We start from the raw sequence: 13,995 nt of genomic DNA on the forward strand, positions 1-13,995 counted from the left end.
CTTCCTAGGCGCGCCCCGATGGACTAGACGGGGCGCGCAAAGGATATGAACATGACGCAGATCACCCCCAGGCCCGGCATCATGGACATCGCGCTTTACGTCAGCGGCGAAAGCAGGCTGCCGGGGCGCGGTAAGGTGCTGAAATTGTCCTCGAACGAAAACCCGCTGGGTTGCAGCGACGCGGCGCGGGCCGCCTATGCCGCGGCGGCGGATGACCTGCATCGCTACCCCAACACCGACCACGCCCCCCTGCGCCGCGCCATTGGCGAGGTTCACGGCCTGGACCCCGACCGGATCATCTGCGGTGTGGGGTCGGATGAGGTCTTGCAATTCGTGGTCCATGCCTTTGCGGGCGCGGGGGATGAAGTCATCACGACGGAACATGGCTTTTCCATGTATCCGATCCTGGCGCGGATGGTCGGCGCGACACCCGTCACCGTCCCCGAGACCGAGCGGCGGATCGACATCGACGCCATCCTGGCCGCCGTGACGGACCGGACGCGGGTGGTCTTCATCGCCAATCCCGCCAACCCCACCGGCACGATGCTGACCCAGGACGAGGTTCAGCGCCTGGTGGACGGGTTGCCGCAATCGGTGCTGCTGGTCCATGACGGCGCCTATACCGAGTTTGCGGCCGGTGCCGATGGGGGCGCGGGGCTTGTGGACCGGCATCCGAACGTGATCATGACCCGCACGTTTTCCAAGATCCACGGGCTGGGCGGGCTGCGGATCGGCTGGGGCTATGCCCGCGGCCAGATCATCGACGTGCTGAACCGCATTCGCCAGCCCTTCAACCTGTCAAACGCCCAGATGGCCGCTGCCGAGGCCGCGATCCGCGACACCGCCTTCCGCGACCATTGCGCCGACCTCAACGCCCGGATGCGGGAACGGCTGCGCAATTCGCTGATCCAGATGGGCATCGGCTGTGACGAAAGCTTCGCCAATTTCGTGCTGGCCCGCTTTGCCGACGCGCCCGAGGCCGAGGCCGCGGATGCCGCGTTGCGCGCCGACGGCATCCTTGTGCGCCGCGTGTCCAGCTATGGCCTGCCCGCCGCCCTGCGCATCACGGTCGGCGACGAGGAAGGCGTCACTCGCGTGATCGACAGCCTTGGCCGCTTCAAGGCCGACCGGAGGGGCGCATGACCGTCATCTACGACCGCGTGGCGCTGATCGGGCTGGGACTGATCGCCGGGTCCATGTCCCATGCGATCCGCGAAAAGGGGCTGGCCGCCGAAGTGGTGGGATTTGCCCGCAGCGCCGAAACCCGCGATGTCGCCCGCGACATAGGCCTGTGCGATCGCATCACCGACAGCGCGGCCGAGGCCGTGGCGGATGCCGACCTTGTCGTGCTGGCCGTTCCGGTGGGTGCGATGGGCGCCGTCGCGGCCGAGATCGCACCGCATCTGAAGCCAGGGGCGACCGTGACGGACGTGGGTTCCGTCAAGCAATCGGTGATCGACGCGGTGGCGCCCCATCTTCCGGCGGGCGTGCATTTCGTTCCCGGCCATCCCCTGGCAGGGACCGAACATTCCGGCCCGCGCGCGGGCTTTGCCAGCCTGTTCCAGAACCGCTGGTGGCTGCTGACCCCCCTGCCCGACACCGACCCCGTCGCCGCGGCCCGGCTGTCCGACCTCGTGCGCGCGATGGGCGCCAAGACCGACAACATGGAACCCGCCCATCATGATCTGGTCCTGGCGGTGACCAGCCATGCGCCGCACCTGATCGCCTATACGATGGTGGGCGTCGCCGACCACCTGCGCCGCGTCACGGACGAGGAGGTGATCCAGTATTCCGCCGCCGGTTTCCGCGACTTCACCCGGATCGCGGCCAGCGACCCGACCATGTGGCGCGACGTGTTCCTGCACAACAAGGAGGCCACACTGGACATCCTGGGCCGCTTCACCGAGGAACTGTTCGTCCTGCAGCGCGCGATCCGCATGGGCGACGGACAGCAGTTGTTCGATTACTTCACCCGCACCCGCGCCATCCGCCGCGGCATCATCGAGGCGGGCCAGGACACCGCCGCCCCCGACTTCGGCCGCGTCGCTCCGGTGCGTTAGGGCGTGGGCCAGGCGGGGGCCTGCCCGACCTGGATTCCGCCCAGCAGCATCTGGCCGTCGCGCATCTCGACCGGGATGCGCAACTGCCCCTGGGGCGCGGGGGGCATTGGCGGCTGGCCCGGCAGCAAAGGATCGGTGAAATCGGCCTGCCCGATGCGGTTCAGCATGGCCCCGACCAGCAGCCGCGCTTGCGGGGGCAGCAGGCCATGATCCACCGCATTGTCCAGAAGCGCCCCCGGATCGCTGGCATATATTGCCAGCCGCCCCTCGGCTCGGCCATCCGGCGCCTTCTGCAGCAGCCCGGCGACGCGCAAGGCAAGGCCGCGGGCGTCGATATCCAGCCCCTCTGTCATGATGCCCTGAACCAACGGGGTCTCGGGGCCGGCGTTCAGCCCCAGCGGTCGGTCCATCCAGATGCGCAACCCTCCCGTCGCGGCGGCGATCTGCGGCAGGCGCAGATCGGCCAGGTCAAGCTGCGCCTGATAGGCCGCGCCGGGCACCCGGTCGTCACCCACGGCCCGGATCGTGACCCGTCCCGGCCCCGACAGATCAACGCCGTCCAGACCAAGGGCGTCGAACTGCGCCTGCATCTGTTTTAGGGTGCCGCCCAGGGGCGACAGCTTGATCCTGGCCTTGGCGCCATTCATGGAAATCTGCCGCCGACCCGCAGCGTCCTCCAGCACCGCGCTATCGGGCAGGACGGCACGCAGTGTCAGCGGCGCCAGCGGCGTCACCCAGGCATCAAGCGACGGCAGCGCGACCAGCCCGGTCTGCGTCGGCAGCATGACCCCATTCAGCGTCAGGCCCAACCGTCCCGGCCCGGGCTGCGCGGCGATGCTGTCTGCGGGAACGCCTTTGCGGGCCTGGGACACCAGCAACGGCTCGGCCGCGAACCAAAGGCCTGTCAGCAGCAACAAAGCCAGCAGCAGCCAGCGAATGATCCTCATTGTCCCCCTCATCCCCTGCGACCCTTTCATCCTGCCCCGCGCTGCCCTAGTTTTCACGCAATGAACGGAATCGGGCAGATGCGAAAGATAGATTGGGTCTTCGGTTACGGTTCCCTGATCTGGGATCCGGGTTTTGCCCCGGCCGAAACCGCCCGGGCCTGGCTGACCGGCTATGCCCGCAGCTTCTGCCTGCGGTCGATCCAGCATCGCGGCACGGCCAGCCTGCCCGGCCTTGTGCTGGGCCTGGACGTGCAGCCGGAGGCGGAATGCGGCGGCCTGGCCTTGCGGATCGCGGACCACGACCACGACGAGGTGTTGGCCTATCTGCGCGCCCGCGAACTGGTCACCGACGCTTACCAAGAAGCGATCCTGCCCCTGCGGCTGGAGGACGGCCGCCGGGTCGAGGCCCTGGCCTATGTGATGCGGCGGGATCACGTGCAATATGCGGGCGGCCTGCCCGTGGACGAACAGGCAAGGATCATCGCGCAGGCGCATGGCGGGCGCGGGCCCAACGCGGACTATCTGTTCAACACGGCCGCTCATCTGGCGCAGATCGGACTGGGCGACAGCGACATGGACCACCTGTCGGACAAGGTGCGCAGGCTTCTGGAACAAGGCATTAACAGGACAAGCTGAGCGTCGGATCGCTTGGCAAGTGAAATGCCGCGCCCTACACTTGGCCCCGAACAGTTCTGGCCCAGGGGAAGGCGTCCAGTTGAGCGAACCATCGAGCAACCACCGGGCCGACGCCTCGACCCTGACTGGCCGGACAGGTCCGGCAAATCGTCGGATCACCGCCACCCGGTCAGGCGGCAGCGGGCCGACGAACCCGCATTTCTCGCAGCCGGTGCGCCAGATCGTCATGATGGTGACGGTCCTTGCCCTGGTGCTGGCAGGCGGATGGGTCGCCTATGGCCGCATCCTGCCGATCTTCCAGGCCAACTTGTGGCTGAACGGCGTCATCCTGGCCGTTTTCGCGCTTGGGGTGCTGGCCTGTTTCTGGCAGGTGGCGCAACTGATCCGCTCGGTCAGCTGGATCGAGCGTTTCGCGCAACGCCGCCGCAATGCGGTTGAAAAGGGCATCGCCGCGCGCGGCGAATCCGACAGCGGCGACAAGCCCCCGCGCCTGCTCGCGCCCCTGGCTGCCCTTCTGGGAACAAGGGGACCGGCCGGGGGGGTGATATCCACCGGCGCGGCAAGCTCGATCCTCGACTCGGTCGCCACCCGAATCGACGAACTTCGCGACATCACCCGGTATCTGACCAACCTGCTGATCTTCCTGGGCCTTCTGGGGACCTTCTACGGCCTCGCCACGACCATCCCTGCCGTTGTCGAGACGATCCGCACCCTCGCCCCGCAGGAAGGCGAAAGCGGCATCCAGGTCTTCGACAAACTGATGAGCGGACTTGAAGCCCAGCTTGGCGGGATGGCCACGGCCTTTTCCTCATCGCTTTTGGGCCTGGCGGGATCGCTGGTCGTGGGGATGCTGGAACTGTTCGCGACGCACGGCCAGAACCGCTTTTACCGCGAGCTCGAGGAATGGATGTCGGGCTTTACGCGCGTCAGCCTTGCCGGATCGGAAGGGGACGCGGTCGATCAGGCGGCGCTTGCCGGTTTCCTCGAACAGATGGCGGGCCAGATGGACCGCCTGCAGCAGATCCAGGCCGATCGCGACCTGCAGCGGGACGAGGCAGCCGCCATGGCCGATGAACGCGTCGTGGTGATGGCACAGGCGGTCGAGGCCCTGGTCCAGCAGACCGAGGCCGCGCGGGACGTGACCCGGGCGGGCACCTCGACCCTGGCCGAGGCGCTGTCGCGCCTGGCAGCGGGCCAGGACCGGCTTGTGGAACTGGCGCGCGCGCAGTCGGACCGCCCCGCATCGGCGCCCCCCGACATGTCGGGCATCGAGGCGGCCCTGAACCGCCTGGCCCGCGACCTGGCCGAGGGGCGCGACGAGATGGTGGCCGAACTGCGGTCGGACTTGCTTGTGCTGACCCGCGCAGTGCGGGCTGCGCGCTTCAACGATCCGTTCCGCGACGACCTGCTGCGCGATCCGCTGGTTCTGCGGGACAGGAGCTAGGCCATGGCCCTGCGCCGCGCCGCCTCGGGGCATCGCTTCTCGACCAATATCTGGCCGGGCTTCGTGGATGCCCTGGCAACGCTGCTGATGGTTCTGGTCTTCGTCCTGACCATCTTCACCGTCATGCAATCGGTGCTGCGCGACCAGATCACCAACCAGGACGACACGATCACCGAACAGGATCAGGTCATTTCCAGCCAGGAACGCGTGATCTCGGGCCAGGAACGCCGCCTTCAGGAACTGGGCCAGCAGGTCGCGGCCCTGGGCCAGGCCCTGACCGCATCCGAAGACCGCGAGGAAACCCTGCAAGGCCAGCTTGCCGATGCCGAGGCCGAGGCACGCGACAGGGCGGCCCGGATCACCCGGCTGTCCACCCAACTGGAAAGCAGCCAGGGCGAACTGGACCAGGCCCGCAGCCGCCTGACCGACTTCGAGGCTGAGGTTGCGGCGTTGATGGCCGCGCGCGTGGCGGATCGCGAACAAGCCGATGCGCTGCAGCAGCAGATGCAGTCCCAACTGGCGCAACAGGGAAGCCGCGCAAGCGCCGCGGAACTGGCGGTGGCAGCGGCCCGCAGCGAGATCGACGCCCAGGCCGAACAGGCCCGCCTTGCCGCCGCCCGGCGCGACGCGCTCGAGGCGCTGACGGCCGACCTGCGCCGCCAGAACCAGGAAACGACCGCCAGGGCCAACGCCCTGCAGGCACAACTCACCGAAGCCGAGGCCGCGCGCTTGACCGATGCCGAGGCCGCCCGCGCCCTGCGCGAGCGTCTGGAGCAGGCCGATGCCGAACTGACCGCCATGACCCTGTCGCTGGAGGAAAGCCGCAAGCGGGCCGAGGAGACCTTGACCCTTCTGGCCGCAGCCGAGGCCGCGCGCGATCAGGCCACGGCCCAGGCCCAGCAAACCCTGACCGAGGTCGAACGCCAGGCAGCGCTGCTGGCCACGGCGGAAAAGGCCTTGGCCGACCAGCAGGGCCTGACCGAGGACGGGCAGCGTCGCGTTGCGCTGCTGAACGAACAGGTGGCGTCCCTGACCGCGCAACTGGGATCGCTGCAGGCGCTTCTGGATGCGGCGGGCGACGAACAGCGGCAAGCCGAATTGCGCGTCGAAAATCTGGGACAGCAGTTGAACGCGGCCCTTCTGCTTGCGGCCGAGGAGAAGGACCGGCGCCTGAGCCTTGAAGAACAGGCACGCCAGCGGGCCGAGGAAGAGGCGCGCGACCTCGCCCGCTATCGGTCCGAGTTCTTCGGCCGCCTGTCGCAGATCCTGTCGGGGCGGGAAGGCGTGCAGGTCGTGGGCGACCGCTTCGTCTTCCAGTCCGAGGTGCTGTTCGCGCCGGGCGAGGCGACGCTGTCAGCCCCCGGGCAGGACCAGGTGGCGCGGGTGGCCCGGATGCTGTCCGAAATCTCGGGCGACATCCCGCCCGAGATAGACTGGATCATCCGCGTGGATGGCCACACCGACAGCACGCCCCTGTCGGGCGCGGGACGTTATCGCGACAACTGGGAACTAAGCCAGGCCCGCGCCCTGGCCGTGGTCCGATACATGACCGAACAGCTCGGCTTCCCGGCCAACCGCCTTGCGCCGGCGGGATTTGCGGACACCCGGCCGGTCTCGGCTGGAAACACGCCCGAGGAGCTTGCCGCGAACCGGCGGATCGAATTGAAGCTGACCGAACGCTGATCAGTGCCCGACGGTGCGCGAGAACAGGTTCACCACCAGCACCCCCAGCACGATCAGGGCAAGGCCGATCACGGCAGGCAGGTCCAGGCGCTGCCCGAAGACGAAGAAGCCGATCAGGGCGACCAGCACGATGCCAAGCGCGCTCCAGATCGCATAGGCGATGCCCAGGGGCAAAGCGCGCAGGCTGAGCGACAAGAGGTAGAAGCTTGCCAGATAGCACAGGGCCATGCCGACGGTCGGCGCCAGCCGCGTGAACTGTTCCGACCGCTGCAAAAGGGATGTGCCGACGACCTCCAGGCCGATCGCGGCAACGAGGGGAACATAGGGAGAATAGGTCACACCGCCGCCTTCTTTCTTCTGTCGGGAACCCCGGCCAGCTTTTTCAGGTGGCTCTCGATTTCCGAGTTCACCTCGGCCCCGACCAGGACGATCATTGCTGCCAGCCACAGCCACATCATCAGGGCAACGACGGCGCCAAGCGAGCCATAGGTCTCGTTATAATTGGCGAAGTTGGCGGCATACCAGCTGAAAAGAACCGACGCGATCACCAGCAGGATCGCCGCAAGGACGGCGCCGGGCGATATCCACCGCCACCGCGAGTTCGGCGCATCCGGTCCCCAGCGATAAAGCGCCGCAAGCGCCAGGATCAGGACGCCGAACATGATGGGCCAGCGGATCATCCCGACAAACGTGCTGGTCGTTTCCGCCATGGGCAGCATCTGCAAAAGGATCGGGATCACGGCGATCATGCCCAGCATCAGGATGATCAGCACCAAGCCGCCAAGGGTGAAGGCCATCGCCACGATGTTCAGGCGCAGGAAGGTGCGCGTCTCGGTCTGGAAGAAGGCGACGTTCAGCGCGGACAGCAGCGCCTTCATCCCGCCATTGGCCGAATAGAAGGCAACCAGCAGCCCGCCGATCCCCGCCACTGACAAGGCTGTCTGAGGTGATGACGTAATGGCCTGCACCTGGTCGCGGATGATCCCAAGCGCGCCCTCGGGCAGCAGCGTTTCCAGCATGTCCAGGTGACCGGAAATGGTGGCCGGATCGGCCACGAGGCCATAGATCGACACGAATGCGGTCAGGGCGGGAAACAGCGAAAGAAGGCCGAAGAAGGTAATACCGCCGGCCACAGCCGTCACGCGGTCGGTACCGATCTGCGCAAGCGTCGCCTGCGCGATCGCCCACCAGTCTGACCTGCGAAGATGGCGCAGCCCGATATCCTCGGGCCGCATCCCCCGCATGGGGGGCGCTTCGTCCGGCGCCTTTGGCTCGGCGCCCTGGGTCTTCAGGCCAAAGCGCCGGCGAGTGGTGTCATCCAGATCTCCGAAAAGCGCATCGAGAACGCGGGGCTTGTCCTGCTGCATCCACTTCGCCCCGATCAACGGCTACAGCCGGTGGGTTCGTTCATCGTCCTTGGTCCGCCGGGTATCCGAAACCGGCTCTCCGCGCAGGGCCGCACGCAACTGTTCGGCCGTGCCTGCGAATTCCTGGACGATGCCGGTCGCCTGGGTCGCGACCCCGCGGAAGCTTTCGACCGCCAGGGCCATGGACTTCGCGACACCTTCAAGGCTTTGGGACAGGCGGGTCGAGGTGTCGATCAGGCTTTCCGCGAAATTGGCCTTCTTCCGCTTGATCCTGGGCGCGGCCGTTGACCGGGCCTGAGAGGCTTCGGCGCGCAGGCGGGCGATTTCCTCTCGGTCCTCGCGATCCTGGGCGCGGACGCGACGACGCATTGCCTCGCGCTCATCCTCGTCCAGCCGGGCAAAGCGCGGTGCGGACGAAGGGGCCGCATGGTGGCGGGTCGACGACAATGGACGCGGATCGTCCGACAGCGCCTCGGCGATCTTGCGGATCGCCAGGACCGCAGCCGCCGTGCCGCCCGCGACGCCAAGGCCAATCCCGCCCCAGACCGCGATCTTCGCCCCGGTCGAAGAATACGGATGGGCCGACCGGCCATCCGACGATGCGTCCCCCGAAGGGATCACCCGGCGCGGCTGCGGGGCACCGTGGGGCACGCGATGCCCCTGGGGTACGGGGCGGGGGCCAAAGCGGGTTTCGCTGGTATGGTCGGCTTCTGTCTGGGGACGGTCGTCGTCGTTGGTCGGCTTCATCGCTTGTCTCCGGCTTTGTCGGATCGGTTTGCTTCCTCAACAGCCTGCCCGGCCCGAATGTTCCCATCCGCCCCGGTGGGGCAATCGAAAACTTGCCCCCGCGTCAGCACCCCGCTATGCCCGCCCCAACCCGAAAGGAGCCCGCCATGATCCCGCGCTATGCCCGCCCCGAGATGACCGCCATCTGGTCCCCCGAAACCCGTTTCCGCATTTGGTTCGAGATCGAGGCCCATGCCTGCGACGCCCAGGCTGACCTGGGTGTCATCCCGCGCGAGAACGCCGAGGCCGTATGGCGCGCCAAGGACGTGGACTTCGACGTGGCCCGCATCGACGAGATCGAGGCGGTGACAAAGCACGACGTGATCGCCTTTCTCACCCACCTGGCCGAACATGTCGGGTCGGACCAGGCACGCTTCGTCCACCAGGGCATGACCAGCAGCGACGTTCTGGACACGACGCTGAACGTGCAACTGGTGCGCGCCGCCGACATCCTGCTGGCCGACATGGACCGCGTCCTGGCCGCGCTGAAGGCCCGCGCCTATGAACACAAGGACACAGTGCGCATCGGCCGCAGCCACGGCATCCATGCGGAACCCACCACCATGGGCCTGACCTTTGCGCGCTTCTACGCCGAGATGAACCGCAACCGCGCGCGTCTGGAGCGCGCCCGTTGGGAAGTCGCGACCGGCGCGATCAGCGGCGCGGTTGGCACCTTCGCCAATATCGACCCCGCGGTCGAGGAACATGTCTGCACAAAACTGGGCTTGCGCCCTGAACCCATCAGCACGCAGGTGATCCCGCGCGACCGTCACGCGATGTTCTTCGCGACGCTTGGCGTGATCGCGTCCAGCATCGAGAACGTCGCCATCGAGATCCGGCACATGCAGCGGACCGAGGTTCTGGAGGCCGAGGAATTCTTCAGCCCCGGACAAAAGGGCAGTTCGGCGATGCCGCACAAGCGCAACCCGGTCTTGACGGAAAACCTGACCGGCCTCGCCCGCCTTGTCCGCATGGCCGTGATCCCGGCGATGGAAAACGTCGCGCTGTGGCACGAACGCGACATCAGCCATTCGTCCGTCGAACGCGGCATCGCGCCGGACGCCACCATCACGCTGGACTTCGCGCTGAACCGCCTTGCCGGCGTGATCGAGAAGCTGGTCGTCTATCCCGACAACATGCTGGCCAACATGAACAAGTTCAAAGGCCTGGTAATGTCGCAGCGCGTGCTGCTGGCACTGACGCAGGCCGGCGTCTCGCGCGAGGATGCCTATCGCCTGGTGCAGCGAAACGCCATGAAGGTCTGGGAGCAGGGCGCTGACTTCAGGGAAGAACTTCTGGCCGATGCCGAGGTGACTGCAGCCCTGTCCCCCGCCGAGATCGAGGAGAAGTTCGACCTTGGCTATCACACCAAGCATGTGGACACGATCTTCCGCCGCGTCTTCGACGAAGACATGAAATAGGGTCGCGTAAACCCGATGTTAGGGAAGCTCTGCCAGATTGGCCGCACGAACGGTCGATCTGGACAGGGTTTATGACAATACAAACGGGATTGAACCAAAGGCAGAAGGCGGCGGTGATCGTGCGGCTTCTGCTTGACGACGATCAGGCATCCGGCCTGTCGCGGCTGGACAGCGAAAGCCAGACCCTGCTGGCCGAGGAAATGGCGGGGATGGAACTGATCGACCGCCAGACCCGCGACGCGATCATTACCGAGTTTTGCGACCGGCTCGAATCCGTAGGCGTGACCTTCCCGGGCGATCTGGACGGCACGCTGGCCATGCTGGGCGCACAGCTTTCCGAAGACAGCACCGACCGGCTGCGGCGGCGGGCAGCCGTATCCGGCCGGGGCGACCCCTGGCCGCGCATTGCCGCCCTGCCCGCCCCCGCCATCACCGCGCTTGCCAATACCGAAGCCGTCGAGATGGTGGCCCTGATGCTGTCCAAGCTTCCGGTGGAACGGGCATCCGAACTGTTTGTGGCCCTGCCCCGCGAACGCGCCCGCGCCGTGGCGCAGGCCATGTCCATGACGGCGGGCGTGACGCCCGAATCGCTGAACCGCGTCGGCCTGATCCTGCTTCAGGCGGCCGAGGCCCTGCCGCGTCCCGCCATCCCCACCCCCGCGACCGACCGGATGGGCGCGATCCTCAACTTCGCGACGGCCGATCTGCGGGACGATGTTCTCAGCAGCCTCGACAGCCATGACGCGGATTTCGCGGGCAATGTGCGGAAGGCAATCTTCATCTTCGCCCATATCCCCGCCCGGGTCCTGCCCCGCGACATCCCCCGCATCATCCGCGAGGTCGAGCAGCCGGTCCTGGTCCGCGCCCTTGCCGCGCAGGGTGAAGCGGAAGCCGCAGCGGCCGAGTTCATACTGTCCAACCTGTCGCAGCGCATGGCGGACGGGCTGCGAGAGGAACGCAACGATCTGGGCAAGCTGCGCGCCTCCGATATCGAGGAAGCCATGAACGAGGTCGTCGCCGCCATCCGCCGGCTGGAGGAAGCAGGCGAGATCACCCTGATCCTGCCCCAGGACGAGGACTGAGCAGGCTTGCGCAGCCGGACGCCGGGGCCGATAAGCGGGTCATGACCAACGCGATCGCCGTTGCCCTTGTGATCCTGATCCTGGCGCTGTTTGCCGCCGACCAGCTGTGGCTGCATTGGGATCTGCCCTTGCTGGTGGCGCGCTCGATGGACGGCTTCATCGAGCATGTCAGCTTCTGGCGCTAACACCGCGCAGCCTGTCAGGGGCAGCCTGGACAGGCACCACGCGGCATTTGCATCACCCGGAATGGCGCGCTAGAGGAACCCAACGTCACTTGGTCGGGAGAGAGAACCATGGCTGTCAAAGTTGCGATCAACGGTTTCGGACGCATCGGGCGCAACGTGCTGCGCGCCATCGTCGAATCGGGGCGCACCGATATCGAGGTCGTTGCGATCAACGATCTGGGGCCGGTCGAAACCAACGCGCATCTGCTGCGCTATGACAGCGTCCACGGCCGCTTCCCGGCCACCGTCACCGTGAACGGCGACTCCATCGATGTGGGACGCGGCCCGATCAAGGTGACCGCGATCCGCAACCCGGCCGACCTGCCCTGGGGCGACGTCGATGTCATCATGGAATGCACCGGCATCTTCACGTCCAAGGACAAGGTCCAGCCGCACCTGTCAACCGGCGCCAAGCGCGTCCTGATCTCGGCCCCCGGTGACAATGCCGACAAGACCATCGTCTTCGGCGTGAACGACGACACGCTGACCGCCGATGATCTGGTCGTGTCGAACGCAAGCTGCACCACCAACTGCCTGTCGCCCGTCGCCAAGGTCCTGAACGACAGCATCGGGATCGCCAAGGGCTTCATGACCACGATCCACAGCTATACCGGCGACCAGCCTACGCTGGACACGATGCACAAGGACCTGTACCGCGCCCGCGCCGCCGCACTGTCGATGATCCCGACCTCGACCGGCGCCGCCAAGGCCGTGGGCCTGGTGCTGCCGGAACTGAAGGGCAAGCTGGACGGCGTGGCGATCCGCGTGCCCACGCCGAACGTGTCGGTCGTGGACCTGGTCTTCGAAGCAGGCCGCGACACCTCGGTCGAGGAAGTCAATGCCGCGATCAAGGCCGCGGCCGACGGCCCGATGAAGGGCATCCTGGGCTATACCGAGGAGAAGCTGGTTTCGACCGACTTCAACCACGACCCGCATTCGTCGATCTTCCACATGGATCAGACCAAGGTGATGGAAGGCCGCATGGTCCGCATCCTGACCTGGTACGACAACGAATGGGGCTTCTCGAACCGCATGTCCGACACCGCGGTTGCGATGGGAAAGCTGATCTGAACCGGCGAGCCGGGTGAAACAGAGGCGGCGGGTCGAACCTGCCGCCCTTTCCTATGCCGGATAGATCATCCGCGCCGACATCCCGCCATCGACCACGAATCGCTGGCCGGTGATGAAGCCCGCCTCGTCCGTGGCGAGATAGGCCACCAGCCCTGCGATATCCCCTGGTGTCCCGATCCGCCCGACCGGATGCTGCGCCTTCTCGGCCTCGCTGTGCTGGGGGGTGCTGCGGCTGGCGCGCTTCTGGTAATCGGCTGTCTCGATCCACCCGGGCAGGACGGCGTTCACGCGGATATCCGGTCCAAGGCTGACCGCAAGCGCGTGCGACAGCGCCAGCAGCGCACCCTTGGACGCCGCATAAGCCTCGGTTTCAGGTTCCGACTGCAGCGCGCGGGTCGAGGACATCAGGATGATCGACCCCCTGGCCCGCCGCAGAAGTGGCACTGCGGCGCGGACCATCAGGAAGGCGCCGGTCAGGTGGCTATTCAGCATCCGCTGCCAGTCCGACAGGGACAGAGCCTCGATCGGGCCGGTTTCAGGGTTCGCGATCCCGGCATTGGACACCAACAGGTCCAGCCCCTCCGCCTCCAGCCAGTCGCGCAGCTGCGCAAAGCCATCTTCAACGGCATCCTCGTCAGCAACATCCACCGTCAGCGCCAGCAGGTCGGGGTCGTCCCCGGCCATTTCGGCCACCGCCTCGGGGTCGAGGTCGAACAATGCCACCCGCCAGCCGTCGGCCCGCAGCCGCTGAACGATGCCCCTGCCGATGCCCTGTGCGCCGCCGGTGATCAGTGCCGTCTTCATGCCATGCCTCCTGCCATCAGGCAGCAGAACGGCAGGACCGGCGGTTCGTTCCGTCAGCGGGGCTTGGTCAAGCGGCGCGAATTGGCGCGGGTGCGCTTGCCATAGGGCCGCAGCGCGGCGGACATGACCCGTTCGGCGCTTGCGCCCCTGCCCGCCGCCTGCGCCATCGCGAACAGCGATTCGGTCGCCGCGGCCTGCTTTTCGGCGACCATGCGGAACGGCTCTCCTGGTGCCTGGGCCATCATGCCCATCATGCCCGCGGTCCGCAGGCCGATCACCGTCTGCGCCTCGATCGTCATGCGGGCGAATTGGGCCCAGAGGCGTAGGGGGTTCTTGGGCATCGTCGGGAACATCGGGCTTTCCTTGCGCTATGGGACCAGTCTGGGCTGACGCAGGCGTCAACACAAGTCGGACATTCGGATAGGTCCGTGCAATTTTCGGCGGGCCTGCTTGGCAAGCCAGGCCTGCCA

Annotated in this window: 15 protein-coding genes; 9 read left to right on the forward strand and 6 right to left on the reverse strand. The window is 66.8% G+C overall.

The window, feature by feature from the left end; translation table 11 throughout:
• The first annotated feature begins 51 nt into the window (after positions 1–51).
• Positions 52–1,143: a histidinol-phosphate transaminase gene (hisC, locus tag FIU66_RS08490; protein WP_167622299.1), complete on the forward strand. Its 1,092-nt coding sequence runs from the start codon at positions 52–54 to the stop codon at positions 1,141–1,143.
• Entirely contained in the window at positions 1,140–2,060 is a 921-nt protein-coding gene (locus FIU66_RS08495) for a prephenate/arogenate dehydrogenase family protein (protein ID WP_167622300.1), read from the forward strand. Before hisC ends, FIU66_RS08495 begins: the two co-directional genes overlap by 4 nt.
• Here the strand turns inward: FIU66_RS08495 and FIU66_RS08500 are convergent.
• Positions 2,057–3,007, reverse strand: a complete 951-nt coding sequence (locus FIU66_RS08500) for a DUF2125 domain-containing protein (RefSeq protein ID WP_167622301.1) — start codon at positions 3,005–3,007, stop codon at positions 2,057–2,059. The genes FIU66_RS08495 and FIU66_RS08500 overlap by 4 nt on opposite strands.
• Before the next feature lie 78 nt (positions 3,008–3,085).
• On the opposite strand from FIU66_RS08500, the gene FIU66_RS08505 reads away from it, so the two are divergent.
• The 3 genes from FIU66_RS08505 to FIU66_RS08515 all read left to right on the forward strand — a co-directional run bounded on the left by FIU66_RS08505 (position 3,086) and on the right by FIU66_RS08515 (position 6,770).
• Positions 3,086–3,643: a gamma-glutamylcyclotransferase gene (locus FIU66_RS08505; protein WP_167622302.1), complete on the forward strand. Its 558-nt coding sequence runs from the start codon at positions 3,086–3,088 to the stop codon at positions 3,641–3,643.
• A 226-nt stretch (positions 3,644–3,869) separates the two neighbouring features.
• Positions 3,870–5,087, forward strand: coding sequence for a biopolymer transporter ExbB (locus tag FIU66_RS08510; protein ID WP_240544778.1), 1,218 nt, complete (start codon positions 3,870–3,872; stop codon positions 5,085–5,087).
• Between the two features lie 3 nt (positions 5,088–5,090).
• Positions 5,091–6,770, forward strand: coding sequence for a peptidoglycan -binding protein (locus FIU66_RS08515; RefSeq protein ID WP_167622303.1), 1,680 nt, complete (start codon positions 5,091–5,093; stop codon positions 6,768–6,770).
• On the opposite strand, the gene FIU66_RS08520 is transcribed toward FIU66_RS08515, so the two are convergent.
• From FIU66_RS08520 to FIU66_RS08530, 3 genes are read right to left on the reverse strand one after another with little or no spacing between them, the layout of a single operon-like run.
• On the reverse strand, positions 6,771–7,109 hold the full coding sequence (locus tag FIU66_RS08520; RefSeq protein WP_167622304.1) for an SMR family transporter: 339 nt from the start codon (positions 7,107–7,109) through the stop codon (positions 6,771–6,773).
• Positions 7,106–8,137 carry a YihY/virulence factor BrkB family protein gene (locus FIU66_RS08525; protein ID WP_167622305.1) on the reverse strand — a complete coding sequence of 344 codons (1,032 nt, stop codon included), beginning with the start codon at positions 8,135–8,137 and terminating at the stop codon, positions 7,106–7,108. Before FIU66_RS08525 ends, FIU66_RS08520 begins: the two co-directional genes overlap by 4 nt.
• A gap of 21 nt (positions 8,138–8,158) precedes the next feature.
• The gene (locus tag FIU66_RS08530) at positions 8,159–8,884 is read right to left on the reverse strand and encodes a hypothetical protein (RefSeq protein WP_167622306.1); all 726 of its coding nucleotides are present in this window, start codon (positions 8,882–8,884) and stop codon (positions 8,159–8,161) included.
• Positions 8,885–9,030: 146 nt separating this feature from the next.
• Between FIU66_RS08530 and purB the strand changes: the two genes are divergently transcribed.
• The 4 genes from purB (at position 9,031) to gap (ending at position 12,721) form a co-directional block, all read left to right on the forward strand.
• Positions 9,031–10,344 (forward strand): adenylosuccinate lyase, encoded by a 1,314-nt coding sequence (gene purB / locus FIU66_RS08535; protein WP_167622307.1) that lies wholly within the window; start codon positions 9,031–9,033, stop codon positions 10,342–10,344.
• Between the two features lie 71 nt (positions 10,345–10,415).
• Positions 10,416–11,426 (forward strand): FliG C-terminal domain-containing protein, encoded by a 1,011-nt coding sequence (locus tag FIU66_RS08540; protein WP_167622308.1) that lies wholly within the window; start codon positions 10,416–10,418, stop codon positions 11,424–11,426.
• Between the two features lie 41 nt (positions 11,427–11,467).
• Entirely contained in the window at positions 11,468–11,611 is a 144-nt protein-coding gene (locus tag FIU66_RS08545) for a hypothetical protein (protein ID WP_167622309.1), read from the forward strand.
• Between the two features lie 108 nt (positions 11,612–11,719).
• Positions 11,720–12,721, forward strand: coding sequence for a type I glyceraldehyde-3-phosphate dehydrogenase (gene gap / locus FIU66_RS08550; RefSeq protein ID WP_167622310.1), 1,002 nt, complete (start codon positions 11,720–11,722; stop codon positions 12,719–12,721).
• A 51-nt stretch (positions 12,722–12,772) separates the two neighbouring features.
• Here gap and FIU66_RS08555 read toward each other — a convergent pair whose 3' ends face one another.
• Both FIU66_RS08555 and FIU66_RS08560 read right to left on the reverse strand, forming a co-directional pair.
• Positions 12,773–13,525: an SDR family oxidoreductase gene (locus FIU66_RS08555; RefSeq protein WP_167622311.1), complete on the reverse strand. Its 753-nt coding sequence runs from the start codon at positions 13,523–13,525 to the stop codon at positions 12,773–12,775.
• Between the two features lie 53 nt (positions 13,526–13,578).
• Positions 13,579–13,878, reverse strand: coding sequence for an antibiotic ABC transporter (locus FIU66_RS08560; protein ID WP_167622312.1), 300 nt, complete (start codon positions 13,876–13,878; stop codon positions 13,579–13,581).
• Between the last annotated feature and the right edge of the window lie 117 nt (positions 13,879–13,995).

This window comes from Paracoccus sp. AK26 (genome assembly GCF_011801365.1).
In the GTDB taxonomy this organism is placed as follows: domain Bacteria; phylum Pseudomonadota; class Alphaproteobacteria; order Rhodobacterales; family Rhodobacteraceae; genus Paracoccus; species Paracoccus aerius.

Excerpts from the sequence above, each read along its gene's own strand:
- hisC (WP_167622299.1), top strand. The coding sequence starts at position 52 with ATGACGCAGATCACCCCCAGGCCCGGCATCATGGACATCGCGCTTTAC.
- FIU66_RS08495 (WP_167622300.1), top strand. The coding sequence starts at position 1,140 with ATGACCGTCATCTACGACCGCGTGGCGCTGATCGGGCTGGGACTGATC.
- FIU66_RS08500 (WP_167622301.1), bottom strand. The coding sequence starts at position 3,007 with ATGAGGATCATTCGCTGGCTGCTGCTGGCTTTGTTGCTGCTGACAGGC.
- FIU66_RS08505 (WP_167622302.1), top strand. The coding sequence starts at position 3,086 with ATGCGAAAGATAGATTGGGTCTTCGGTTACGGTTCCCTGATCTGGGAT.
- FIU66_RS08510 (WP_240544778.1), top strand. The coding sequence starts at position 3,870 with ATGATGGTGACGGTCCTTGCCCTGGTGCTGGCAGGCGGATGGGTCGCC.
- FIU66_RS08515 (WP_167622303.1), top strand. The coding sequence starts at position 5,091 with ATGGCCCTGCGCCGCGCCGCCTCGGGGCATCGCTTCTCGACCAATATC.
- FIU66_RS08525 (WP_167622305.1), bottom strand. The coding sequence starts at position 8,137 with ATGCAGCAGGACAAGCCCCGCGTTCTCGATGCGCTTTTCGGAGATCTG.
- FIU66_RS08530 (WP_167622306.1), bottom strand. The coding sequence starts at position 8,884 with ATGAAGCCGACCAACGACGACGACCGTCCCCAGACAGAAGCCGACCAT.
- purB (WP_167622307.1), top strand. The coding sequence starts at position 9,031 with ATGATCCCGCGCTATGCCCGCCCCGAGATGACCGCCATCTGGTCCCCC.
- FIU66_RS08540 (WP_167622308.1), top strand. The coding sequence starts at position 10,416 with ATGACAATACAAACGGGATTGAACCAAAGGCAGAAGGCGGCGGTGATC.
- FIU66_RS08545 (WP_167622309.1), top strand. The coding sequence starts at position 11,468 with ATGACCAACGCGATCGCCGTTGCCCTTGTGATCCTGATCCTGGCGCTG.
- gap (WP_167622310.1), top strand. The coding sequence starts at position 11,720 with ATGGCTGTCAAAGTTGCGATCAACGGTTTCGGACGCATCGGGCGCAAC.
- FIU66_RS08555 (WP_167622311.1), bottom strand. The coding sequence starts at position 13,525 with ATGAAGACGGCACTGATCACCGGCGGCGCACAGGGCATCGGCAGGGGC.
- FIU66_RS08560 (WP_167622312.1), bottom strand. The coding sequence starts at position 13,878 with ATGTTCCCGACGATGCCCAAGAACCCCCTACGCCTCTGGGCCCAATTC.